Annotated in this window: 23 protein-coding genes; 14 read left to right on the top strand and 9 right to left on the bottom strand. The window is 72.3% G+C overall.

Annotation, left to right across the window (positions count from 1 at the left end; translation table 11 throughout):
* Nucleotides 1-8: 8 nt before the first annotated feature.
* Together ACZ4WH_RS02945 and ACZ4WH_RS02950 are read left to right on the top strand one after the other, a co-directional pair.
* Complete coding sequence (locus ACZ4WH_RS02945) at nucleotides 9-461, top strand: GNAT family N-acetyltransferase (RefSeq protein WP_468175972.1); 453 nt, start codon at nucleotides 9-11, stop codon at nucleotides 459-461.
* Between the two features lie 48 nt (nucleotides 462-509).
* Nucleotides 510-1,115: a histidine phosphatase family protein gene (locus ACZ4WH_RS02950; RefSeq protein WP_468175974.1), complete on the top strand. Its 606-nt coding sequence runs from the start codon at nucleotides 510-512 to the stop codon at nucleotides 1,113-1,115.
* On the opposite strand, the gene ACZ4WH_RS02955 is transcribed toward ACZ4WH_RS02950, so the two are convergent.
* Nucleotides 1,085-1,540, bottom strand: a complete 456-nt coding sequence (locus ACZ4WH_RS02955) for a DUF6314 family protein (RefSeq protein ID WP_468175976.1) — start codon at nucleotides 1,538-1,540, stop codon at nucleotides 1,085-1,087. The genes ACZ4WH_RS02950 and ACZ4WH_RS02955 overlap by 31 nt on opposite strands.
* A gap of 118 nt (nucleotides 1,541-1,658) precedes the next feature.
* On the opposite strand from ACZ4WH_RS02955, the gene ACZ4WH_RS02960 reads away from it, so the two are divergent.
* Nucleotides 1,659-4,139: an alpha-L-arabinofuranosidase C-terminal domain-containing protein gene (locus ACZ4WH_RS02960; protein ID WP_468175978.1), complete on the top strand. Its 2,481-nt coding sequence runs from the start codon at nucleotides 1,659-1,661 to the stop codon at nucleotides 4,137-4,139.
* Between the two features lie 7 nt (nucleotides 4,140-4,146).
* On the opposite strand, the gene ACZ4WH_RS02965 is transcribed toward ACZ4WH_RS02960, so the two are convergent.
* From ACZ4WH_RS02965 to ACZ4WH_RS02975, 3 genes are read right to left on the bottom strand one after another with little or no spacing between them, the layout of a single operon-like run.
* Nucleotides 4,147-4,581: a carboxymuconolactone decarboxylase family protein gene (locus ACZ4WH_RS02965; RefSeq protein WP_468175980.1), complete on the bottom strand. Its 435-nt coding sequence runs from the start codon at nucleotides 4,579-4,581 to the stop codon at nucleotides 4,147-4,149.
* On the bottom strand, nucleotides 4,578-5,003 hold the full coding sequence (locus ACZ4WH_RS02970; RefSeq protein ID WP_468175982.1) for a MerR family transcriptional regulator: 426 nt from the start codon (nucleotides 5,001-5,003) through the stop codon (nucleotides 4,578-4,580). Before ACZ4WH_RS02970 ends, ACZ4WH_RS02965 begins: the two co-directional genes overlap by 4 nt.
* 51 nt (nucleotides 5,004-5,054) lie before the next feature.
* On the bottom strand, nucleotides 5,055-6,287 hold the full coding sequence (locus tag ACZ4WH_RS02975; RefSeq protein ID WP_468175984.1) for a cysteine desulfurase: 1,233 nt from the start codon (nucleotides 6,285-6,287) through the stop codon (nucleotides 5,055-5,057).
* An 82-nt stretch (nucleotides 6,288-6,369) separates the two neighbouring features.
* On the opposite strand from ACZ4WH_RS02975, the gene ACZ4WH_RS02980 reads away from it, so the two are divergent.
* From ACZ4WH_RS02980 to ACZ4WH_RS03030, 11 genes are all read left to right on the top strand, one after another.
* A complete protein-coding gene (locus tag ACZ4WH_RS02980; protein WP_468175986.1) occupies nucleotides 6,370-6,972 on the top strand; it encodes an ABATE domain-containing protein in 603 nt (200 codons plus the stop codon).
* Nucleotides 6,973-7,220: 248 nt separating this feature from the next.
* Nucleotides 7,221-9,773, top strand: a complete 2,553-nt coding sequence (locus ACZ4WH_RS02985) for a YfhO family protein (protein WP_468175988.1) — start codon at nucleotides 7,221-7,223, stop codon at nucleotides 9,771-9,773.
* A gap of 22 nt (nucleotides 9,774-9,795) precedes the next feature.
* Complete coding sequence (locus ACZ4WH_RS02990) at nucleotides 9,796-10,746, top strand: glycosyltransferase family 2 protein (protein WP_468175990.1); 951 nt, start codon at nucleotides 9,796-9,798, stop codon at nucleotides 10,744-10,746.
* Nucleotides 10,746-11,114, top strand: coding sequence for a GtrA family protein (locus tag ACZ4WH_RS02995; protein WP_468175993.1), 369 nt, complete (start codon nucleotides 10,746-10,748; stop codon nucleotides 11,112-11,114). Before ACZ4WH_RS02990 ends, ACZ4WH_RS02995 begins: the two co-directional genes overlap by 1 nt.
* Nucleotides 11,115-11,160: 46 nt before the next feature.
* Complete coding sequence (gene argC, locus ACZ4WH_RS03000; protein WP_468175995.1) at nucleotides 11,161-12,201, top strand: N-acetyl-gamma-glutamyl-phosphate reductase; 1,041 nt, start codon at nucleotides 11,161-11,163, stop codon at nucleotides 12,199-12,201.
* The gene (gene argJ, locus ACZ4WH_RS03005) at nucleotides 12,198-13,349 is read left to right on the top strand and encodes a bifunctional glutamate N-acetyltransferase/amino-acid acetyltransferase ArgJ (RefSeq protein WP_468175997.1); all 1,152 of its coding nucleotides are present in this window, start codon (nucleotides 12,198-12,200) and stop codon (nucleotides 13,347-13,349) included. The genes argC and argJ overlap by 4 nt, the downstream gene beginning before the upstream one ends.
* Nucleotides 13,346-14,254 carry an acetylglutamate kinase gene (gene argB, locus ACZ4WH_RS03010; protein ID WP_468175999.1) on the top strand — a complete coding sequence of 303 codons (909 nt, stop codon included), beginning with the start codon at nucleotides 13,346-13,348 and terminating at the stop codon, nucleotides 14,252-14,254. The genes argJ and argB overlap by 4 nt, the downstream gene beginning before the upstream one ends.
* Nucleotides 14,251-15,459 carry an acetylornithine transaminase gene (locus ACZ4WH_RS03015; protein ID WP_468176001.1) on the top strand — a complete coding sequence of 403 codons (1,209 nt, stop codon included), beginning with the start codon at nucleotides 14,251-14,253 and terminating at the stop codon, nucleotides 15,457-15,459. The genes argB and ACZ4WH_RS03015 overlap by 4 nt, the downstream gene beginning before the upstream one ends.
* Before the next feature lie 7 nt (nucleotides 15,460-15,466).
* A complete protein-coding gene (locus tag ACZ4WH_RS03020; RefSeq protein WP_030654810.1) occupies nucleotides 15,467-16,012 on the top strand; it encodes an arginine repressor in 546 nt (181 codons plus the stop codon).
* A gap of 108 nt (nucleotides 16,013-16,120) precedes the next feature.
* Nucleotides 16,121-16,708: an RNA polymerase sigma factor gene (locus tag ACZ4WH_RS03025; protein WP_468176003.1), complete on the top strand. Its 588-nt coding sequence runs from the start codon at nucleotides 16,121-16,123 to the stop codon at nucleotides 16,706-16,708.
* Nucleotides 16,698-17,471: a hypothetical protein gene (locus ACZ4WH_RS03030; RefSeq protein ID WP_468176005.1), complete on the top strand. Its 774-nt coding sequence runs from the start codon at nucleotides 16,698-16,700 to the stop codon at nucleotides 17,469-17,471. Before ACZ4WH_RS03025 ends, ACZ4WH_RS03030 begins: the two co-directional genes overlap by 11 nt.
* 9 nt (nucleotides 17,472-17,480) lie before the next feature.
* Here ACZ4WH_RS03030 and ACZ4WH_RS03035 read toward each other — a convergent pair whose 3' ends face one another.
* From ACZ4WH_RS03035 to ACZ4WH_RS03055, 5 genes are all read right to left on the bottom strand, one after another.
* Nucleotides 17,481-18,389: a serine/threonine-protein kinase gene (locus ACZ4WH_RS03035; RefSeq protein ID WP_468176007.1), complete on the bottom strand. Its 909-nt coding sequence runs from the start codon at nucleotides 18,387-18,389 to the stop codon at nucleotides 17,481-17,483.
* Nucleotides 18,386-20,200, bottom strand: coding sequence for an ABC transporter ATP-binding protein (locus tag ACZ4WH_RS03040; RefSeq protein ID WP_468176009.1), 1,815 nt, complete (start codon nucleotides 20,198-20,200; stop codon nucleotides 18,386-18,388). The genes ACZ4WH_RS03035 and ACZ4WH_RS03040 overlap by 4 nt, the downstream gene beginning before the upstream one ends.
* 82 nt (nucleotides 20,201-20,282) lie before the next feature.
* Nucleotides 20,283-20,450 carry a hypothetical protein gene (locus ACZ4WH_RS03045; protein ID WP_468176011.1) on the bottom strand — a complete coding sequence of 56 codons (168 nt, stop codon included), beginning with the start codon at nucleotides 20,448-20,450 and terminating at the stop codon, nucleotides 20,283-20,285.
* A 107-nt stretch (nucleotides 20,451-20,557) separates the two neighbouring features.
* Nucleotides 20,558-21,361 carry an FAD:protein FMN transferase gene (locus ACZ4WH_RS03050; protein ID WP_468176013.1) on the bottom strand — a complete coding sequence of 268 codons (804 nt, stop codon included), beginning with the start codon at nucleotides 21,359-21,361 and terminating at the stop codon, nucleotides 20,558-20,560.
* Complete coding sequence (locus ACZ4WH_RS03055) at nucleotides 21,354-22,130, bottom strand: FMN-binding protein (protein ID WP_468176015.1); 777 nt, start codon at nucleotides 22,128-22,130, stop codon at nucleotides 21,354-21,356. Before ACZ4WH_RS03055 ends, ACZ4WH_RS03050 begins: the two co-directional genes overlap by 8 nt.
* Nucleotides 22,131-22,136: the final 6 nt, after the last annotated feature.

Genomic DNA, 22,136 nt, shown 5'->3' on the forward strand with positions numbered 1-22,136 from the left:
ATCACCGCATGAGCGATACACCTGACCTCCCCGAGGGATACGAGTTCTCCGCCGACTCCGCCCGGGTCGACGTGGACCGCGTGCACGGCTGGCTGTCGTCCGACGCGTACTGGGCGATCGGCCGCCCGCGCGAGAAGCACGAGCGGGCGATGGCGTCGTCGCTGAACTTCGGGGCGTACGACACGGCCTCGGGGGAGCAGGTGGCGTACGCGCGCGTGGTCACCGACGAGGCGCTGTTCGCCTGGCTCGCCGACGTGTACGTCGACCCGTCGGTGCGCGGCAAGGGCGTCGGCACGGCGTTCGTCGCCCGCATCCGCGCGCATCTGGAGCCGCTCGGCCTGCGCCGGCTGCTGCTGGCGACGCAGGACGCGCACGGGGTCTACGAGAAGCTGGGCTTCCGGCCGCTGGACCGTCCCGAGCTGTACATGGTGCACACCTTCGGGCAGACGGTCGACGTCTGACCGCACACATCTCTTGACCTGCCGCTCGCCGGGGCTCACCATCACCGCATGCCACTGAGGGTGACGTTCGTCGCCGCCGCGCGGGGTGCCGCGCTGCTCGCGGAGCGCTTCGAGGACGACCGGCCGCTTGACCAGGGCGGCTGGGACGAGGTGCAGCGCGTCGCCGGGGAGCTGCTGCCGCTGGCCGCGGCCGAGCTGCGCTACTGCTCGCCGACCCCGCGCAGCCGGGCCACGGGCGACGCCCTGGGGTACGCCCCGCTGGTCCAGCTCGCGCTGCGGGACTGCGACATGGGCCGCTGGCGCGGGCTGACGCTGGGCGAGGCGATGGCCCGGGAGCCGCAGGCGGTGGACTCCTGGCTCGCCGACCCGCGGTCCACGCCGCACGGCGGCGAGTCCCTGCTGGCGTTCATCTCCCGGGTCGGCGGCTGGCTGGACACCCGGCCGGCGGACGACGGCGGCCGGATCGTCGCGGTGGCCGAGCCCTCCGTGATCCGGGCGGCCCTGGTCTACGCCCTGAAGGCGCCTCCCTCGACCTACTGGAACATCGACGTCCGCCCGCTGTCCACGACCACGGTCACGGGGCGCGCCGGCCGCTGGAACCTCCGCTTCGACGGGACCCCGGCTCACGCCTCGCGCAGAGAGCCGCGCACATAGTCGGTGATGAGGAGGAGGTCCTTCGCCGGTCCGCCGACCCGCCACACCGTACGCCAGTGGTCGGCGTCCCGGACGGTGAACTCGCCCCGGTAGAGGTCGGCCGCGCAGGGGTGGTCGGCGACGTACCGGCCCGTGGTCAGGTCCAGCTCGTGGAAGGGCCGCCCGTCCGCGAACCGCACGTCGGCCCGGCCCGGCCCGGGCCCCGGCAGGAACCGCAGGATGCGGGTGGCGGGCCGCGCCACCCCCTGCCAGGTGAAGGTGCCGGACTCCTCGTGCAGCAGTCCGCCGCCGTCCAGCGCGCTGAAGACGGTCGTCCCCGTGAAGTGCCCTTCGTCCCCGCTCGCCAGGTCCCGCACGGCGCGCTCGACTTGCCAGCGCCCGGCCAGATGGGCCAGCACGTCGGGCACCGGCCAGAACTCACGCATGCCTCGGAGCCTACGCGGCCCCGCCTCGCCCCATTGACGCGCTCATGCCCCTTCCCTATCGTGCGTTCGAAGTGCTGACCAGTGTCTGATATTTCGAACAACGAGCCGCGGAGTATCCATGTCACGCACCGCCCGCTGGAGACTCGGCCTGGGATCCAGCGCCGTCCTGCTCGCCACAGCCGCCCTCCCCGCCCCCGCCCACGCCGAGGACGTCACCGACTACTCGATCACCGTCGACCCCTCCGCCACCGGGCCGGCGATCGGCAGGACGATGTACGGCGTCTTCTTCGAGGACATCAACCGCGCCGCCGACGGCGGCCTGTACGCAGAACTCGTCCAGAACCGGTCCTTCGAGTACTCCACCGACGACAACAAGGCGTACACCCCGCTGACCGCCTGGACGGTCTCCGGCACCGCGCAGGTCCTGAACGACTCCGGCCGCCTGAACGACCGCAACCGCGCCTACCTCTCCCTGGGCGCCGGTTCGTCGGTCACCAACGCCGGCTACAACACCGGCATCGCGGTGCGGGACGGCGAGACGTACGACTTCTCGGTGTGGGCCCGTGCCGAGGCCGGCGGCACGCTCACCGTGACCCTCCAGGACGCCGGCGGCACGCTCGCCACCGCCCGGCGGATCGCCGTGAAGAAGAACGGCTGGGCCCAGTACCGGGCCGCCTTCACCGCCACCCGCACCAGCGGCACCGGACGGCTCACCGTGGCCGCCGACGCCGGCACCGCCCTCGACATGGTGTCCCTCTTCCCGCGCGACACCTACAGGCACGAGCCCAACGGGCTGCGCAGGGACCTCGCCGAGAAGATCGCCGCCCTGCACCCGGGCTTCGTCCGCTTCCCCGGCGGCTGCCTGGTGAACACCGGCTCCATGCAGGACTACAGCGAGGCCTCCGGCTGGCAGCGCAAGCGCTCCTACCAGTGGAAGGACACCATCGGCCCGGTCGAGCAGCGCACCACCAACGCCAACTTCTGGGGCTACAACCAGAGTTACGGCCTCGGCTACTACGAGTACTTCCGGTTCGCCGAGGACGTCGGCGCCATGCCGCTGCCCGTCGTGCCGGCCCTGGTCACCGGCTGCGGCCAGAACAAGGCCGTCACCGACGACGCCCTGCTGAAGCGGCACATCCAGGACACCCTCGACCTCATCGAGTTCGCCAACGGCCCGGTGACCTCCACCTGGGGAAAGAAGCGCGCCGAGATGGGCCACCCCAAGCCCTTCCGCCTCACCCACATCGAGGTCGGCAACGAGGAGAACCTGCCGAACGAGTTCTTCGCCCGCTTCCAGCAGTTCCGCGCGGCCGTCCAGGCGAAGTACCCGTACATGAAGGTGATCTCCAACTCCGGGCCGGACGACGCCGGTTCGACCTTCGACACGGCCTGGAAGCTCAACCGGGACGCCAAGGTCGACATGGTCGACGAGCACTACTACAACAGCCCGCAGTGGTTCCTCCGGAACAACGACCGCTACGACTCCTACGACCGCTCGGGCCCGAAGGTCTTCCTCGGCGAGTACGCCTCCCAGGGCAACGCCTTCAAGAACGGCCTCGCCGAGGCGGCGTACATGACCGGCCTGGAGCGCAACGCGGACGTCGTCGAGCTCGCCTCCTACGCCCCGCTGTTCGCCAACGAGGACTACGTCCAGTGGAGCCCGGACATGGTGTGGTTCAACAACCACGCCTCCTGGGGCTCGGCGAACTACGAGGTCCAGAAGCTGTTCATGACCAACGTGGGCGACCGGGTGGTGCCGAGCACGGCCACCGGCACCCCGAGCCTCAGCGGGCCCGTCACGGGCGCGGTCGGCCTGTCCACCTGGAACACCAGCGCCGCCTACGACGACGTACGGGTCACCGCCGCCGACGGCACCACGCTGCTCAGCGACGACTTCTCCGGTGACGCCTCCCGGTGGGCCCACACCGGCACGGGCAGCTGGACCGTCCAGGACGGCCAGTACGTCCAGACGGACGACGCCGCCGAGAACACCATGGTCCAGGCCGGCGACCCGTCCTGGCACGACTACGACCTGCATGTGAAGGCCACCAAGAAGTCCGGCAAGGAAGGCTTCCTCGTCGCCTTCGGCGTCAAGGACACCGGGAACTACTACTGGTGGAACATCGGCGGCTGGAACAACACCCAGTCGGCGGTCGAGCAGGCCGTGGACGGCGGCAAGTCCACGCTGATCTCCAAGGCCGGGTCGGTCGAGACCGGCCGTGCCTACGACGTCGACATCAAGGTGCGCGGACGCCAGGTCACCCTCTCCCTCGACGGCGAGGAGTGGGGCAGCTTCACCGACGACAAGCCGGCCGAGCCGTTCCGCCAGGTCGTCACCCGGGACGCGAAGACCGGCGAGCTGATCGTCAAGGTCGTCAACGCCCAGTCCGCCGCCGCCCGTACGGCCGTCGACCTCGGCGGCGCCGAAGTGGCGTCCAAGGCGAAGGTGACGACCCTCGCCGCCGCGCCGGACGCGGTGAACACCGAGACGTCCACGGCGGTCGCCCCGCGGACCTCCACCTTCACCGGAGTCGCCGACCGGTTCACGTACACCTTCCCGGCGAACTCCGTCACCTTCCTCAGGATCAAGCAGAAGTAGCGTCGGATCACGCCGAAGCGGTGTCCGGTGCGGGCTGCTGTCCGAGCGGCAGCAGCCCGCGCTCGGCGAAGACCTTCTTCGCGGCGAAGGTGGCGTTGAGCGCCTTCGGCATGCCGCAGTAGACGGCGGAGTGCAGCAGCGCCTCCGTGATCTCCTCGGGCGTGAGCCCGACGTTGAGGGCCGCGTTCACGTGCACGTCCAGCTGGGCCTCGCAGCCGCCCAGCGCGGTGAGCATGCCCAGGGTGACCAGCTGGCGGTCGCGCGGGGCGAGCCCGGGCCGGTCGTAGATCTCCCCGAAGGCCCAGGCGACGACCTGGTGCCCCAGTTCCGGGCTGATGTCGGCGAGCGCGTCGACGACCCGCTGCCCGGCCTCGCCGTCGACCTTCCGCAGGACCTCGAGGCCGTGGGCGAAACGCTCGTCCCGGGTGGTGCTCTCGCTCATGTCTGCTCGTCCGTCCCCGGCCGCCGCTCACGCAGCAGCTGCTCGTAGTGGTCGATCTTGTCGTCCAGCGCGGCGGCGTTGCGCCGCAGTGCCCTGATCCGGTCGGCCAGGTCGGCGCGGTGCTCGCGCAGCATCGCCAGCCGGTCGGCGACCGTCGCGTCCCCCGCTGCCCGCAGCCGGGCGAAGCGCTGCATGTCCGCGATGGACATGCCGGTCTCGCGCAGCCGGAGCAGGAACTCCAGCCAGGCCAGGTCCGCCGCCTGATAGCGCCGCTGGTTGCCGGTGGTCCGGCCGACCCGCTCGATCAGGCCGGCCTTCTCGTAGTACCGCAGCGTGTCGTGCGAGAGACCGGTGCGCTCGGCGACCTGGGCGATGGTCAGGGAGGGCTCCCGGTCCGCCGGGAGGGGCTGTCCGCTGGTCATGACAAGAACCGTAGAACCTGGAGCGCGCTCCAGGTCAAGCCCGGCCGGGCGTCACCCGTCGAAGTACTTCTGAGCTGCGCGGACGCCGTCCACCAGGGCGTCCACCTCGGCCAGGGTGTTGTAGACGTAGAAGCTCGCCCGGGTGGTCGCCGGGATGCCGTACCGGCGGACGACCGGGCGGGCGCAGTGGTGGCCGACGCGGACGGCGACGCCCCGCTCGTCCAGCACCTGGCCGACGTCGTGCGGGTGGATGCCGTCGACCGTGAAGGAGACGGCCGAGCCCCGGTCGGTGAGGTCGGTGGGGCCGACCACCCGGACCCCGGGCACCTCGGCGAGCAGCTGAAGGGCGCGGGCGGTGAGCGTGTCCTCGTACGCCGCCACCTCCGCCATGCCCAGCCGCTCCAGGTACTCCACCGCCGCCGCGAGCCCCACCGCCTGCGCGGTCATCGGCACGCCCGCCTCGAAGCGCTGCGGCGGCGGCAGGAAGGTGGTGCGGTCCATCTCCACGATCTCGATCATCGAGCCGCCGGTGAGGAAGGGCGGCAGCCCGGCGAGCAGCTCGGCACGGCCCCACAGCACACCGACGCCGTTCGGGCCCAGCATCTTGTGCCCGGAGAAGGCGAGGAAGTCCGCGCCCAGCTCGCCCACGTCGACCGGGCGGTGGGGGACGGACTGGGCGCCGTCCACGACCACGAGGGTGCCGTGGGCGTGCGCGCGGTCGGCGAGCGCGCGCACCGGGTTGAGCGTGCCGAGGACGTTGGACTGGTGGGTGACGGCGAGCACCCTGGTGCGCTCGTCCAGCAGCTCGTCCGCCCGGGACAGGTCGAGGCGGCCCTCGTCGGTGAGGCCGAACCAGTCCAGGGTCGCGCCGGTCCGCTCGGCGAGCTGCTGCCAGGGGACCAGGTTCGCGTGGTGCTCCATCTCGGTCACAACGATCCGGTCGCCGGGGCCGAGCCGGCCGGCGTTGCCCAGCGCGTAGGCGACCAGGTTGATGCCCTCGGTGGTGTTCTTGGTGAAGACCACCTCGTCGTCGGCCGCGCCGATGAACCGGGCGACCGTGTGCCGGGCCTGCTCGTACGCCTCCGTCGCCTCGCCCGCCAGCTGGTGCGCCCCGCGGTGTACGGCCGCGTTGTGCGTGAAGTAGAAGTCCCGCTCGGCGTCCAGGACCTGGAGCGGCTTCTGGGTGGTGGCCCCGGAGTCCAGATAGACGAGCGGCGCGCCGCTCGCCACCGTCCGCCGAAGGATCGGGAAGTCCTTGCGCAGCGCGTCCACGTCGAAGCCCACGACGGCCCACCTCTCACGGTTTCCTGCTTGGTTCTCCGTGAGGCACGCTAAGCCTTCCTCACGGAGAACCGCAAGGACTACCATGAGAGGCGTGTATCACGAGGCCCCCGTCCACCTGCATCAGCTCCCCGTGCCCGGCGAGGACCGTTACGCCGCGCTCGCGCTGGTCAACACGCGGTTCACGGTCAGCCACGGCCAGGTCGACCTGCTCGACGACACCGAGGCCGCGCACCTGTGGCTGGTCCGGCACGCGCTGCTGCCCGACCGGGTGCCCCTGAACGGCAGGCAGTCCGGCCGCCTGCGGGCCCTGCGCGAGGCGCTGCGCGCCCTCTTCGCCGCCCGGGCCGCCGGGACCCAGCCGCCCGCCGATGCCCTCGACACCCTCAACGCCACCCTCGCCGCCGCCCCCGCCACCCCCCGGCTGACCTGGACCGCCGACGGTCCCCGCCGCGCCGACGTCCCCGACTCCGGCAACCCGGCCGCCGCCGCGCTCTCCCAGCTCGCCGAGGACGCCACCGACCTGCTCACCGGCGCCGACGCGGACCAGCTCACCGAGTGCGCCGCCCAGGGGTGCGCCCGCTGGTTCCTGCGCTCCCACGGCGCCCGCCGCTGGTGCACCACCAAGTGCGGCAACCGGGTCCGGGCGGCCCGGGCCTACGCGGCCCGCAAGGCCGGTTCACCTTGAGAACACCTGCCGGAAAGCAAATGTTTTCTGGCCGGACATGAAATTCACGCGGTGTTTCCCGTATTCGGAGGATGCCGCCTCACTTTTCGGTGAGCGCACAACCATCCGGAATCACGCTCCGTCTAAGTCGGCGAATCGATGGGGCACACATTCTGATGAGGACCGCCGAAAATGCATCGCAGTAACCCGACCGGCGAAAGTGACCTCGCGCACGGGAACTCGCCGCGACACCCGGACAGGAACAGGGTGTGAAAGCGATATCCCGACCGCGGCAGGCCGCCGCCCTGCTCGCCGCGGCCGTCACGATCACCGCATTCTGCGCCGGTGACGTGCTGGCGCGCGGCTACCCCTTCGGCCCCCGCACCCGCAGCGTCAACGACCTCGGCAACCAGTACGTGCCCTTCCACGCCCACCTGTGGGACCTGCTGCACGGCAGGGCGCACGGCGGCCTGCTCGTCAACTGGCAGTCCGGCTACGGTTCCAGCTTCCTGCCCGACCTCGGCACCTACCTCGGCAGCCCCTACGCCCTGCTCGTCGCCCTCTTCCCGCGCGACGAGATCGACCTCGCCGTCTACGCCGTCACCCTCCTGAAGACCGCCTCCGCCGCCGCGGCCATGGCCTGGCTGCTGCTCACCCTGCGCCCCGGCCGCTGGTGGGCGGCGGGCCTGCTCGGCGCCGCGTACGCGCTGTGCGGCTGGAGCACGGCCGACGCCTCCTACAACCCCATGTGGCTCGACGGCCTGATCGCCCTGCCGCTGCTGTGCCTGGTGGGCGAGTGGGCGCTCACCGGACGCCGGCGCCTGACCGGCGTCCTGATCGTCGCCCTCGCCTGGACCGCCAACTTCTACACCGCCTACATGGCCACCCTCGGCGCCGCCCTCGTCCTGCTGCTGCGCCTGCTGCTCGCCCGCCCGCCGCGCCGGCAGGCGCTCGCCACGGCCGGCCGTGCCGCCGTCACCACCGCCCTCGGTGTGGGCCTCGCCGCCCCGCTCGTGACGGTCATCTACTTCGGCACGAAGCACGCCTACCCCGGCCGCGTACGCCAGTTCGCCCCCGTGCCCACCGAGGACGTGGCCGCCCGGCTGCTGCCCGCGACCTACGGCTTCGGCTCCCCGGCCCTCTACGTCGGCATCACCGCCCTGCTCCTCGCCCTGGCGCTGCCCTTCCACCGCGCGGTCCCGGTCCCGGTGCGCACCGGCTGGACGGCGCTGGCGCTCGCGGTGGCCCTGTCCCTCCAGTGGGGCCCCACCCACCTGGTCTGGCACGCCTTCGCCACCCCGCAGGGCAGCGCCTACCGGCAGGCGTTCGTGCTGTGCGGCCTGCTGGTCATCGCCGCCTGGCACGCCGTGGCGTACGGCCTGCCCGACCGGCGCGCCCTCGGCGCGGCGACCGCGCTGCTCGCGCTGGTCGTCGCCGTCGCGAGCCGCAGCGCGCTGATGCGGCCGTACACCTGGGCGGTGCTGCTGCTCGCCCTCGCGGGCACCCTCGGCGGCCTGGCCCTGCTCGGCCGCGCCGGGCAGCGCACCCGGCTCGCCGGGCTGGCCGTCGTCCTGCTCCTCGGCGCCCAGGTGGGCGAGACGGCCGCCACCTCGGCCGTGGACACCCGGCTGCGCCTGGGGCACCTGGACGACTACGCGCCCTGGGGGCAGCGGCAGGAGACGCAGGCGGCGGCGATCGCCGGGGCCGACGACTGGCCCCGGTACCGCACCGACCCCGGCCGCGAGCAGACCGTCGGCAACGACCCGCTGCTGGTGGGCGGCGAGGGCGCCCAGTACTACAGCAGCCTGACCTCGGACGTCCTCAGCCGCACCCTCACCGCCCTCGGCGACGGCTGGACCTCGCGCGGGCGGAACGTGCAGAGCCTGGACAACGCCGTCACGGACGTCGTCCTCTCGGTCGGCGCCCGGGTGCACTCCCCGCCCGACCCGCACCAGAAGTACCTGTCCCCGCACGCCGGCCCGGTGACCGTCACCCGGCGGGACGTACCGCCCCTGGTCACCGTCCGGGCCGCGCCCGACAGGAAACCCTTCGGGCCGTCGCCGTACCGCAACCAGGAACTGCTGCTGGGCAGCCGCGTCTACACCGTGCCCCGCGTCACCGTGCGCGACGACGGCGGGCGGCCGGTCCCGTCCCGCCGGGTCGGCACCGGGAACGCCCTGGCCCGGCCGACGATCACCGCCCGGTGCCCGGCCGGCACCCAGGTCCACCTGTGGGCCCCGCACTTCTCCGGCACCGCGCGGCTCGTCGGCGCCGGGCAGTCCGCCCGGTTCCGGTTCGAGTTCCCGCGCAACCGCGCCGCCATGGAGCCGCTCGGCACCGCCCCCGCCTCAGGGGCGCTGCGCATCGAGCTGCGGCCGGACCGGCCCGGCGGCATCCCCTCCGGCGCCGTCGGCTGCCTGGACACGGCCCGGCTGGCCACCGCCGCCGCCCGCCTGAAGGCGACCGGCGCCACCGAGGTGACCGTGTCCGACGCCACGGTACGGGCCCAGCTGCCCGCCGGGAGCAAGGGCATCGCGGTCGTCGCGGCCCCCCGGATCGCCGGCTGGCGCTGCGCCACCGGCGACGGACCCGAGCGGCCCGCCGATGACTTCCACGGCCTGATCGCCGTGCCCCTCGACGGCACCGCCACCAGCCTGACCTGCACCTTCCACCCACCCGGCCTGCGGCTGGGCCTGACCGTGGGCGCCGCCTCGCTGCTGACCCTCGTCCTGCTCGCCGCCGTCGCCGCCGTCCGGCGCCGGCGCGCCCCGGCGCCGCCCACGACCACATCACCGCGCGAGCGCGTGACCACCGCTCTCTGACCGCGCCCAGGGGGGACCCCTCATGCTGATATCGATCGTCGCGCCCTGCTACAACGAGGAAGACGTCCTCGCCCGCTTCCACGTGGAGGTCCAGAAGGTCGCCGAGGAACTGCTGCCCCTCGGCCACGACATGGAGTTCGTGTACGTGGACGACGGCAGCCGGGACGGTACGCTCGCCGTCCTCAAGGAGCTGGCGGACCTGGACTCCCGGGTGCGGTACGTCTCCTTCAGCCGCAACTTCGGCAAGGAGGCGGCGCTGCTCGCCGGCCTGCGGCACGCCTCGGGCGACTCGGTGATCGTCATGGACGCCGACCTCCAGCACCCGCCGGCGCTGATCAAGCGGATGGTCGAGCTGCGCGAACAGGGCCACGACCAGGTCATCGCCAAGCGCACCCGCACCGGCGACCGGCTCACCCGGACTCTCACCGCCCGGCTGTACTACCGGCTCGTCAACCGCCTGGTCGACGTCGAACTCGTCGACGGCGTCGGGGACTTCCGGCTGCTGTCGCGCCGGGTGGTGGACGCGGTGCTGGCCCTCACCGAGTACAACCGCTTCTCCAAGGGCCTGTTCGCCTGGGTGGGCTTCCCGAGCACCACCTTCGAGTACCAGAACGCCGCGCGCGAGGCCGGCCGCAGCTCCTGGAACCTGCGCGGCCTGCTCAACTACGGCCTCGACGGCCTGCTGTCCTTCAACAACCGCCCGCTGCGCGCCGCGCTCTGGCTCGGCGTGGGGCTGCTGCTGTGCGCCGGCCTCTACACCGCCTGGATCGTGGGCGCCGCGCTCGCCCACGGCGTCCAGACCCCCGGCTATGTGACCATCATCACCGCCGTCACCGCCCTGGCGGGCGTACAGATGGTCATGCTGGGAGTCATCGGGGAGTACACCGGCCGCATCTACTACGAGGTGAAGGGGCGCCCGCACTTCCTGGTGAAGGCGACCAACGTGGAACGGACGAAAGATCTCATCCCCTGATGCGGCAGATTATGACCTTCGCGGCGGTCGGCGTCGTGAACACGGCGACCTACTACTGTCTTTACCTGTTGTTCCTGACCGCTCTTCCTTATCTGGCCGCGCATATCCTGGCTTTTCTGCTCAGCATGATCGGGTCCTTTTTCCTGAACGCGCGCTTCACCTACCGGACCCGGCCCACCTGGCGGAAATTCCTGCTGTTCCCGCTGACGAACGTGACCAATTTCCTGATCACCACGGCGGGTGTCTATGTGATCGTCGACCTCCTGCACGCCGGCAGCCGCTTCGCCCCGCTGCTCGCCTCCGCGGCGGCGATCCCGGTCACCTTCGTCGTCTCGCGCTGGGTGATGCTGCCCAAGTCGATTGCATAAACGTGCAGCGATACGTATAGTCATGCCATCCAGGAGGAGGATGGACATGGCAGTACGTGCGGCGGTGGCCGGAGCGAGCGGATACGCGGGCGGAGAGGTCCTGCGCCTGCTCCTCGCGCACCCCGAGGTCGAGATCGGTGCCCTGACCGCAAACTCCAACGCCGGACAGCGGCTCGGCGCGCTCCAGCCGCATCTGCTGCCGCTGGCCGACCGCGTGCTGACCGAGACCACGCCCGAGGCCCTCGCCGGGCAGGGCCGTCGGCATGATGTCGTCTTCCTCGCGCTGCCGCACGGGCAGTCCGCCGCCGTCGCCGAGCAGCTCGGCCCCGACGTCCTCGTGATCGACATGGGAGCCGACTTCCGCCTCCAGGACCCGGCCGACTGGGAGAGGTTCTACGGCTCCCCGCACGCCGGCACCTGGCCCTACGGCCTCCCCGAACTTCCGGGCGCCCGCACCCGGCTCACGGGCTCCAAGCGCATCGCGGTGCCCGGTTGCTACCCGACCGCCGTCTCCCTCGCCCTGTACCCGGCCTACGCGGCCGGACTCGCCGAGCCCGAGGCGGTGATCGTCGCCGCGTCCGGCACCTCCGGCGCGGGCAAGGCGCCCAAGCCGCACCTGCTCGGCAGCGAGGTCATGGGGTCCATGTCGCCGTACGGCGTCGGCGGCGGCCACCGGCACACCCCCGAGATGATCCAGAACCTCAGCGGGGTGGCCGGGGAGACCGTGCGGGTCTCCTTCACGCCGACCCTCGCGCCGATGGCGCGCGGCATCCTCGCCACATGCAGCGCCAAGGCCGTCGGCGGGGTGACGGCGGACTCCGTCCGCGCCGCCTACGAGAAGGCGTACGCCGACGAGCCCTTCGTCCATCTGCTCCCCGAGGGCCAGTGGCCGGCGACGGCGTCCGTCCACGGTTCCAACGCCGTTCAGGTGCAGGTCGCGTACGACGCCGCCGTGGGCCGCATCATCGCGATCAGCGCCATCGACAACCTGACCAAGGGCACCGCGGGCGGTGCCCTCCAGAGCATGAACATCGCCCTCGGTCTCGACGAGACCACCGGGCTTTCCACGATCGGAGTCGCACCGTGAGTGTCACGGCAGCCAAGGGATTCACGGCGGCGGGCATCGCCGCCGGGATCAAGGAGAACGGCAACCCCGACCTGGCCCTCGTGGTCAACAACGGGCCCCGCCGTGCCGCCGCGGGCGTCTTCACCTCCAACCGTGTCAAGGCCGCGCCGGTGCTCTGGTCCGAGCAGGTCCTGGCCAGCGGCCAGGTCTCGGCGGTCGTCCTCAACTCCGGCGGCGCCAACGCCTGTACCGGCCCCCAGGGCTTCCAGGACACCCACGCCACCGCCGAGAAGGTCGCCGAGGTGCTCGGTCGCGGCGCCATCGAGGTCGCCGTCTGCTCCACCGGCCTCATCGGCGTGCCGCTCCCCATGGACAAGCTCCTGAGCGGTGTGGAGACCGCCGCCGCCTCCCTGAGCGAGCACGGCGGAGAGAAGGCCGCCATCGCCATCAAGACCACCGACACCGTCCACAAGACCTCGGTGGTGACGAAGGACGGCTGGACCGTCGGCGGCATGGCCAAGGGCGCGGGCATGCTCGCGCCGGGCCTCGCCACCATGCTCGTCGTCCTCACCACCGACGCCGACCTGGACGACGAGACCCTGGACAAGGCCCTGCGCGCGGCCACCAAGGTCACCTTCGACCGCGTCGACTCCGACGGTTGCATGTCCACCAACGACACCGTCCTGCTCCTCGCCTCGGGCGCCTCCGGCATCGCCCCGGAGTACGAGGAGTTCGCCGAGGCCGTACGGCAGGTCTGCGACGACCTCGGACAGCAGCTCGTCCGGGACGCCGAGGGCGCCAGCAAGGACATCAAGGTCGAGGTGATCAACGCGGCGAGCGAGGAGGACGCCGTCGAGGTGGGCCGCTCCATCGCCCGCAACAACCTCCTCAAGTGCGCGATCCACGGCGAGGACCCCAACTGGGGCCGCGTGCTCTCCGCGATCGGCACCACCAGGGCCGCCTTCGAGCCGGACCAGCTCAACGTCGCCATCAACGGCGTCTGGGTCTGCAAGAACGGCAGCGTCGGCGAGGACCGCGAGCTGGTCGACATGCGCTACCGCGAGGTCCACATCGTGGCCGACCTGGCCGCCGGCGCCGAGACCGCGACCATCTGGACCAACGACCTGACCGCCGACTACGTCCACGAGAACAGCGCCTACTCCTCATGACCACGACGCGGAAACACACGGCACTGCCGAAAGCCCGGATCCTCATCGAGGCGCTGCCCTGGCTGACCCGGCACCACGGCAAGATCGTCGTCATCAAGTTCGGCGGCAACGCCATGGTGAACGAGGAGCTGAAGGCCGCCTTCGCCCAGGACGTCGTCTTCCTGCGGCACGCCGGCCTCAAGCCGGTCGTCGTGCACGGCGGCGGCCCGCAGATCAGTGCCGCCCTCGACAGGCACGGCATCGTCAGCGAGTTCAAGGCGGGCCTGCGCGTCACCACCGAGGACGCCATGGACGTCGTACGGATGGTGCTCGCCGGGCAGGTGCAGCGCGAGCTGGTCGGCATGCTCAACCAGCACGGACCGTTCGCCGTGGGACTGACCGGCGAGGACGCGCACACCATCACCGCCACCAAGCACACCCCCGAGATCGACGGCGAGCCGGTCGACATCGGACGCGTCGGCGAGATCACCGCCCTCGACACGGGCGCGATCGAGGCGCTGCTGGCCGACGGCCGTATCCCGGTCGTCTCCTCGATCGCCCGCTCCGAGGACGACGCACATGTCTACAACGTCAATGCTGATACGGCGGCTGCGGCACTCGCTGCGGCACTGGGCGCCGAAACCCTCATGGTCCTCACCGACGTCGAGGGCCTCTACGAGGACTGGCCGCACTCCGACGAGGTGATCAGCAGGCTCACCGCTTCCCAACTGGAGAAACTGCTGCCGGAGCTGAGTTCCGGCATGGTGCCGAAGATGGAGGGCTGCCTGCACGCCGTACGCAACGGCGTGACGACCGCCCGTGTCATCGACGGCCGGGTCCAGCACTCGATCCTGCTGGAGATCTTCACCGACGAGGGCATCGGCACCATGGTCGTGCCCGACGAGCTTGAGGGGGACGCGCAGTGACGGGCAACCAGGACCTGACCCAGCGCTGGCAGGGCGCGCTCATGAACAACTACGGCACCCCGCGCCTGCCCCTCGTCCGCGGCGAGGGCACCAGGGTGTGGGACGCCGAGGGCCGGGAGTACCTCGACTTCGTCGGCGGCATCGCCACCAACGCGCTCGGCCACGCCCACCCCGCGATCGTCGAGGCCGTGAGCCGGCAGATCGGCTCCCTCGGCCACATCTCGAACTTCTTCATGGCCGAGCCGACCGTCGCCCTCGCCGAACGGCTGCTCACGCTGTTCGGCCGGGAGGGCCGGGTCTTCTTCTGCAACTCCGGCGCCGAGGCCAACGAGGCCGCCTTCAAGATCGGCCGGCTCACCGGGCGCACCCACATGGTCGCCACCGACGGCGGCTTCCACGGCCGCACGATGGGTGCCCTCGCGCTCACCGGCCAGCCCGCCAAGCAGGACCCCTTCCGGCCGCTGCCCGGCGAGGTCACCCACGTCCCCTACGGCGACGCGCAGGCGCTGGCCGCCGCGGTCACCGAGGACACCGCCCTGGTGGTCATCGAGCCGGTCCAGGGCGAGAACGGCGTCGTCGTGCCCCCGGCCGGCTACCTCAAGGCGGCCCGCGCGATCACCGCCGCCACGGGGGCACTCCTCGTCCTGGACGAGGTGCAGACCGGCATCGGGCGGACCGGCACATGGTTCGAGTACCAGGCCCACGAGGGCGTGCTGCCCGACGTCGTCACCCTCGCCAAGCAACTCGGCGGCGGGCTGCCGCTCGGCGCGACCGTGGCCTTCGGCCGGGCCGCCGAACTGCTCCGCCCCGGCCAGCACGGGACCACCTTCGGCGGCAACCCGGTCGCCTGCGCCGCCGGACTCGCCGTACTCGACACCATCGAGGGCGAGGGCCTGCTCGACAACGTCAAGCGGCAGAGCGAGAGGTTGCGGGACGGTGTCGAGGCCCTGAACCACCCGTTGATCGATCATGTCCGGGGCGCGGGCCTGCTCCTGGGTATCGTGCTCACCGGGCCGCGCGCAGCGCAGGTGCAGCAGGCGGCCCAGGAGGCCGGGTTCCTGGTGAACGCGCCCGCCCCTGACGTCGTACGGCTCATGCCGCCGCTGAATCTCCGCGACGACGAGGTGGGTGCGCTGCTCCGGGCGCTGCCCGGCATCCTCGACACGGCGAGCCCTGTGGACGGGGACGGACGATCCGGAGAATGAGACGACGATGAGCGAGGCCCAGGACCACGAGGCGGCGAACGGGGCCGGCCCCGCCGTGCCGCAGACCCGCACCGCACGGCACCGCCGGATCGTGGACATCCTCAACCGGCAGCCGGTGCGGTCGCAGAGCCAGCTGGCGAAGCTGCTCGCCGACGACGGGCTGAACGTCACGCAGGCGACGCTCAGCCGGGATCTCGACGAGCTGAACGCGGTGAAGATCCGCAACACCGACGGCGACCTGATCTACGCGGTGCCGAGCGAGGGCGGCTTCCGTACGCCGCGCGCTCCGCTGGGGGAGTCGGCGAAGGAGGAGCGGATGCGACGGCTCTCCCAGGAGCTGCTGATCTCCGCTGAGGCCTCGGCGAATCTGGTGGTCCTGCGGACTCCTCCGGGGGCCGCGCAGTTCCTGGCCTCCGCCATCGACCAGGCGGAACTGCACGACATCCTGGGGACGATCGCCGGTGACGACACCCTGCTGTTGATCAGCCGGGATCCCAGCGGGGGACAGGCCCTGGCGGACCATCTGCTGCGGCTGGCCCAGAACGGGCACTGACCGCGTGCGGGACCCGGCCGGCGGACGCAGAATGGGCGTGTGATCCTCCGCGGCGAGCGGTCAGGGGGTTGGGCAATCCGCTGGCGGCCGTCGAACGTATACAGAGGTGTGTCGGGAAACCGGTTTCCCGTCGGCCGCCTCCCGGACGAGGCTCTGCTGTCCGGGCTGGCCGCCGGAGATCCGGAGCTGGCCACCATCTTCGTACGGAGGTTCCAGCATCGGGTCTTCGGTGTGGCCATGGCCGTCACCGGGGACCAGCAGCTCGCCGAGGACGTCGCCCAGCAGACGTTCGAGCGCGCGTGGCGTCATGCCCAGATCTACGACTCGCGCCGCGGCTCGGTCATGACCTGGCTGACGACCATCGCGCACAACCTGGCCGTCGACGCGGCCCGTGCCCGGCGGACGCAGCCGCTGGCACCCGAGGACCTCGAGGACCTGCTGGACGCCGTCACCGAGACACCCGAGCGGTGGGCGCTGGCCGACGAGGCCTCCGCCCAGGTCCGGGCCGCTCTGGCACGGCTGCCACGGGAACAGGCCAGGGCGCTGATGATGGCCGGCATCTACGGCATGACGGCCCAGCAGGTCGCCGACGCGGAGCAGATCCCGCTGGGTACCGCCAAGACGCGGATCAGGACGGCGATGGCAAGGCTGCGCACCTCCGTCGCTTCTGCGGAACGAGGCGACCATGTCCAGTGACGCGAACTGCGAGAAGCTGCGGGCGATCGGCCCCGAGCTGGCGCTGGGCGTGCTGCCCGGCCGGGAGCGGGCCGAGGCGGTCTCCCATCTGGACCGGTGCGCGGACTGCCGGGAGTACATCCGGCAACTGACCCTGGCCGGCGACCGGCTGGTCGGCCTGCTGCCGGACCGCGAGCCGCCGCCCGGCTTCGAGACCCGGGTGGCGCGCGGCCTCGCCCAGCGGACGACGTCGCCCGAGGGGCGGCGGCCGGCAGGCGCCTTCGGCCGCTCGCGCCGAGGCCTGCGCCAGGGCGCCCGGCGGGCCCGGGTCCGGGTCGCCGCGGTCGGTGCCACGTGCGCCGTCGCCGTCGGATTCGCCGGCTGGGCGATCGGCACCGCCGTCGAGCAGGTCACCGCCTCGCCGCCGCCCGTCGTCGAGTCCGAGCCGGTGCTGGTCGGGGACATGACCCTGGCCGGGCGCGGCGGGCAGCCCGTCGGCGAGGTCTACGCCCACCCCGGCACCCCCGGCTGGATCTTCGTGTCCGTCGCGCTCACCCGCCCCGGCACCCGGTACACCGGAACGGTCACCTGTCTCCTGGAGCGCGCCGACGGCACGAGCGTCCGCGTCGGCGACTTCGCCCTGCGCGACGGACACGCCAACTGGGGTGTGGCGGCCCCCGTCGACCTCACCCGGTACTCCCGCGCCCGTCTGACGTCACCCGACGGCACCGTCCTCGCCACCGCCCAGCTGCGGAAGGGCCAGGTCCTGACCCCGGAGGCGTGAACCGTCCGCTCAGCCGCCGAGGCCCGGGACGGGGAGCTCCGCCTCCAGCGCGGCGGCCAGTCCGGCGACGGTGGGCCGGGCCGCCGGATCGGCGCGCAGACAGCCGTCGACGGCGGCGGCGAGAGCGGCCGGCAGGCGCCGCCGGGACGCGATCGGCGGCGCCGCGCGCTCCAGCTGCGGATACCAGTCGCCCGGGCCGGCGGTGCCGGTCCCGTCGTCCGGATCGTCCCCGGCGTAGGGCCGGTCTCCCGTCCCGCCCGTCGTGCGGCACTCGAAGGGCAGGTCACCGCACGCGACCTCGTACAGGGTGACGCCGATGCCCCAGACATCGGCGGCGGCCGTGAGCACCCCGCCGCGGGCCTGCTCCGGGGCGAGATAGCAGCAGGTGCCCACTCCCGCCGGGGCGGGCCCCGCAGGCCGCGCGACGCTGAGGTCCAGCACCTTCGCGAGGCCGCGGTCCACCACCACGTTCGACGGCTTGAGGTCCAGGTGCAGCAGGCCCCGGCCGTGCAGATAGTGGGCGGCGGAGCACAGCTGGGCCCCGAGGAGCGCCACATCGGCGGCGGCCGGCCGGCGCCGCAGCCGGTGCAGCAGGTGGGACAGCGTCTCACCGGTCAGCGTCTCCAGGACGACGAGCGGCTCGGGCGCGCTGAAGACGTCGTAGGCGCGGACCAGATGGGGATGGGTGAAGTCCCGCAGCCACCGTCCCTCGCGCAGCAGCCGCTCGCCCAGCCGCGGTTCGCCCCGCCGGTCGGGGCGCACGGTCTTGAGCACACACCGGCAGTGCCGTTCCTCGCTCCAGGCGTCGTAGACGTCGAGCCAGCCGGTGCGCGTGAGTCCCGCCAGGACCCGGTAGCCCGGGACCGGTTCCGTGCCGGGGGCCAGGGGCGGGGCGCCCGCCCCTGCGGTGACGCTCATGACAGCATCGCTCCCGTATGAAGCCGGTGCAGCCGGGCGTAGGCGCCGTCGTGCCCGAGCAGGTCGTCGTGCGTGCCGTGCTCGACGATCCGGCCGTGGTCGAGCACCACGATGCGCGTGGCGTCGCGGACGGTCAGCAGGTTGTGGGAGACGACGACGGTCGTGCGCCCGGCCATGAGCCGGCGCAGCGGGTCCATGATGCGCCGGCCGGACCGCACGTCGAGCCCGGCCGTCGGTTCGTCCAGGAGCAGTACGGGCGCGTCCCGGATCATCGCGCGGGCGATCGCCAGGCGCTGGCACTGCCCGCCGGAGAGGGTCCGGCCGCGCTGGCCGACCGGTGTGTCGTAGCCCTGCGGGAGCAGCTCGATGAACTCGTGCGCGTCCGCCGCCCGCGCCGCCGCGACGATGTCCGCGTCCGTGGCTCCCGGCCGCCCGTAGGCGATGTTGTCCCGGACGGTGCCGTGGAAGACGAGCGTCTCCTGGAGCACCACCGCCACGCTCTCCCGCACGTCGGCCAGGCCGAGCCGGCGCAGATCGGTCCCGTCGAGGCGGACCGCGCCCCGGTCGGGGTCGTAGAAGCGCAGCTGGAGCTTGGCGATCGTCGACTTGCCCGCCCCGCTGGCACCGACCAGCGCCAGCGTCTCCCCGGGCGCCACATGGAAGGACACGTCCGACAGCGCCCAGTCGGAGCCGCCCGGATAGCGGAACCACACCCCGTCGAACTCCACGTCCCCCCGGGCGCGGCCGGTCCGCCGGGCGTCCGGGGCCTCGGTCACCTGGGGCCGCTGGTCCAGCAGCTCGATGATCCGTTCCGCCGAGGCGGAGGCCGTGTAGAAGGCGGTGCCGAGGTGGGACAGGCCGCGGACCGGGCTGTAGAGCTTGCCGATCAGCGCGAGGAAGACCAGCAGTCCGCCGAGTGTGAGCTGGCCCTGGGCCAGCTTCCAGGTGCCCAGGCCCATCACCGCGAGGCCGCCGGCCACCTCGATGATCTCCACGACGGGTCCGTACACGGCACGGATGCGAGCCGAGGCCATCGCCGCCCGGAACCGGCCCAGGCTCTCCCGCTCGAACCGGCGCTCCTCCCAGCCCTGCCGGTTGTACGCCTGCACCAGTACCACATTGCCCAGCGACTCCTCGGCGATCGCACTGAGCGATCCACTGCGGCGCCTGCGCTCCCGCGACGCCTCCTTGAGCAGCCGCGAGAAGTGGCGGGCGGCGCCCCAGAACAGGGGCACGATGACCAGGGCGAGCACGGTCAGGTCCCAGCGCAGGTAGAACAGCAGGCCGAGGAAGACGGCGAGACGGATGACGTGGTAGAGGGCGTCCGCCACGCCCGAGAGCAGGAACGTCTCCACGGCGTCGACGTCGCCCGTGACCCGGGACAGCACGTCCCCGAGCCTGCGGCGCTCGAAGAAGCCGAGCGACAGACCCTGGACGTGCCGGAACACATCGGAGCGCAGAGCGAGCAGGAAGCGCTCGCCGACCCAGGTGGAGGTCACGTCGTCGGCGAAGCCGAGGATGCCGGAGCAGAGGACCAGGCCCAGATAGGCCGGCGCGATCCACAGGAAGGGGTGCAGGTCCCGGGGGACGAGCACGTCGTCCACGAGGATCTTGAAGAGCCACAGTTCGGCGGCGTCGACGGCGGGACCGGTCAGGCTGAACAGGACGACGGGCACGAGCCAGCGCCGGCCGCCGCGGGTGTACGGCCAGAACCGCCGGAACACCTCGCGCGGGGGCACCGGGGGCGCGGCCGCGACCACGGCATCGGAGGTCTCGCCCGTCGCGAGCAGCCGCCGCAGGACATGCGCCATGGCATGCGTTCCTCGTTGCGTCTCGGGGATCGGCCGAGCGGACCGGGTCCTCCGCCTCCGGTCCGCTCAGCCTCGTACGCGATCAGTACTTGTCGTGGTCGTGACGGTCGCCGTGGTCATGGCGGTGGCCGTGGCCGCTGTGGTCATGGCGGTGGCCGTGACGGTGCCCGTGCCGCGAGCTGTCGTGCCTCGACGTGTCCTTGTCGCGGTCCCGGTGCTTCGCCGGCATCAGGCTGCTGAAGATGGCCATGTCGTTTCCTCCTGGAACTTGCCTCACATGGGATACGTCCCAGGGCGGAAGCCGGATGGCGTCGCGGGGCAAAAAGTTCCGGACGGAGAACCGGGAACCGGCCGCTCTCAGCCCAGTCGTGCCGCCAGCCCCCCGGTGCACCGCACCTCGTCGCCCGCGGTGATCAGCAGGGCCTCCACATCCGGCAGGGACTCCAGCCAGGCCAGCCCCGCTCGCGAACCCATCGCGAACGCCGCTGTGGCCCAGCAGTCGACGAATGTCAGACGTGGCCCCACGACCGTCACGGCCACCAGATCGGTCACCGCGGAACGCCCCGTCCGTGGATCGATGATGTGCGCCCCCCGCTCGGCCGTACCGGACGTCGCCACGGCCAACTCCTCCGTGCCCGCCGCCGAGACCACCGCCGCCAGCCCGCCGGGCCGGAGCGGATCGGCCACCCCCACCCGCCAGGCCCGTCGCGGCTCCGGCGCGCCCAGCAGCTGTACGTCCCCGCCCCCGTTGACGCTCACCCCGCGCACCCCGGCCACCGCCGCGAGCGCCCGCGCCGCCCGCTCGGCCGCCCAGCCCTTGACGATGCCGGTGGGGTCCAGCGAGCCCTGGTAGCGGGTGCTGAACCAGCCCTCGCTCACCCGCTCCGCCTCGGCGGCCAGCTCCAGCACCTCGGCCACCTCGGGCGCGCACCGCGAGGCGTCCAGCTCACCCCGGGCGAGCCGCGACACCTCGCTGTCCTCGCGGTACGTGCTGAAGAGCGCGTCCGCCCGGTGCAGCCCGGCGACGGCCTCCGCGAGCGCCGCCCGTACCGCGTCCGGTTCCCCGCCGCGGACGTCGAAGGAGAAGACCGTCCCCATGACCTCCTCCGCGTGACGCACCGCGGCGGGTGCCTTCGCCGGCTCGGCCACCGTGTCAGCCACCGGCCTGGTCCAGGGCCGACTGGAGGGACTGCCGGTAGCCGGTGCTGGTGTAGGTGGCTCCGGAGACGGCGTCGATGTCCGCCGTTCCCGCCGCCACGGCCTCCTGGTTGAGCTTGGGGACGGCGAGCTGGGTCTTCTGGTCGCTCAGACCGCCCTTCGGCGCCTGGACGGCCTCCGCCTTCGTGATCTTCCCGTCGGCGACCGTGATCCGCACCTGGACCGGCCCGTACTGGGTCTGCACCGCCTTCCCGGTGACCGTCCGCGCCTGCGCCGAGCCGGAGGAACCCGAGGAACCCGACGACGCCGGCTTCATCTTGTCCAGCGCGGACTGCAACGACTTCTTGTAGCCCTCGCTGGTGTAGGTGGCTCCGGAGACGGAGTCGATGTCCGCCGTTCCCGCCGCCACGGCCTCCTGGTTGAGCTTGGGGACGGCGAGCTGGGTCTTCTGGTCGCTCAGACCGCCCTTCGGCGCCTGGACCGCCTCCGCCTTCGTGATCTTCCCGTTGCTGACGGTCAGCCGTACCTGCACAGCCCCGTACTGCGTCTGCGCCGCGTCACCGGTGACCGTGCCGGAGCCGGCCGGGGCGGCGCCGCCCCGCGCTCCGCCCTGCGGCGACTCCTGCCCGGCCGCCGGCGCCTGCGGGGCCACGCCCGCCGCCGACGCGGCGGCCGGATCCGACGCCGGCTTCAGCGACAGCAGCAGCACGACACCGGACACGGTCGCGGCGGTGGCCAGCACGACCCGCCGGACGGGGTGGCTCTTCCTCATCGCTTC

The sequence above is a fragment of the Streptomyces sp. NPDC029138 genome, from assembly GCF_055564375.1.

Excerpts from the sequence above, each read along its gene's own strand:
- ACZ4WH_RS02970 (WP_468175982.1), bottom strand. The coding sequence starts at position 5,003 with ATGACCAGCGGACAGCCCCTCCCGGCGGACCGGGAGCCCTCCCTGACC.
- ACZ4WH_RS02960 (WP_468175978.1), top strand. The coding sequence starts at position 1,659 with ATGTCACGCACCGCCCGCTGGAGACTCGGCCTGGGATCCAGCGCCGTC.
- ACZ4WH_RS03055 (WP_468176015.1), bottom strand. The coding sequence starts at position 22,130 with ATGAGGAAGAGCCACCCCGTCCGGCGGGTCGTGCTGGCCACCGCCGCG.
- ACZ4WH_RS02945 (WP_468175972.1), top strand. The coding sequence starts at position 9 with ATGAGCGATACACCTGACCTCCCCGAGGGATACGAGTTCTCCGCCGAC.
- ACZ4WH_RS02950 (WP_468175974.1), top strand. The coding sequence starts at position 510 with ATGCCACTGAGGGTGACGTTCGTCGCCGCCGCGCGGGGTGCCGCGCTG.
- ACZ4WH_RS02995 (WP_468175993.1), top strand. The coding sequence starts at position 10,746 with ATGCGGCAGATTATGACCTTCGCGGCGGTCGGCGTCGTGAACACGGCG.
- ACZ4WH_RS02990 (WP_468175990.1), top strand. The coding sequence starts at position 9,796 with ATGCTGATATCGATCGTCGCGCCCTGCTACAACGAGGAAGACGTCCTC.
- ACZ4WH_RS03020 (WP_030654810.1), top strand. The coding sequence starts at position 15,467 with ATGAGCGAGGCCCAGGACCACGAGGCGGCGAACGGGGCCGGCCCCGCC.
- ACZ4WH_RS03030 (WP_468176005.1), top strand. The coding sequence starts at position 16,698 with ATGTCCAGTGACGCGAACTGCGAGAAGCTGCGGGCGATCGGCCCCGAG.
- ACZ4WH_RS02955 (WP_468175976.1), bottom strand. The coding sequence starts at position 1,540 with ATGCGTGAGTTCTGGCCGGTGCCCGACGTGCTGGCCCATCTGGCCGGG.
- ACZ4WH_RS03040 (WP_468176009.1), bottom strand. The coding sequence starts at position 20,200 with ATGGCGCATGTCCTGCGGCGGCTGCTCGCGACGGGCGAGACCTCCGAT.
- ACZ4WH_RS03045 (WP_468176011.1), bottom strand. The coding sequence starts at position 20,450 with ATGGCCATCTTCAGCAGCCTGATGCCGGCGAAGCACCGGGACCGCGAC.
- argB (WP_468175999.1), top strand. The coding sequence starts at position 13,346 with ATGACCACGACGCGGAAACACACGGCACTGCCGAAAGCCCGGATCCTC.
- argC (WP_468175995.1), top strand. The coding sequence starts at position 11,161 with ATGGCAGTACGTGCGGCGGTGGCCGGAGCGAGCGGATACGCGGGCGGA.
- ACZ4WH_RS02965 (WP_468175980.1), bottom strand. The coding sequence starts at position 4,581 with ATGAGCGAGAGCACCACCCGGGACGAGCGTTTCGCCCACGGCCTCGAG.
- ACZ4WH_RS02980 (WP_468175986.1), top strand. The coding sequence starts at position 6,370 with ATGAGAGGCGTGTATCACGAGGCCCCCGTCCACCTGCATCAGCTCCCC.
- ACZ4WH_RS03035 (WP_468176007.1), bottom strand. The coding sequence starts at position 18,389 with ATGAGCGTCACCGCAGGGGCGGGCGCCCCGCCCCTGGCCCCCGGCACG.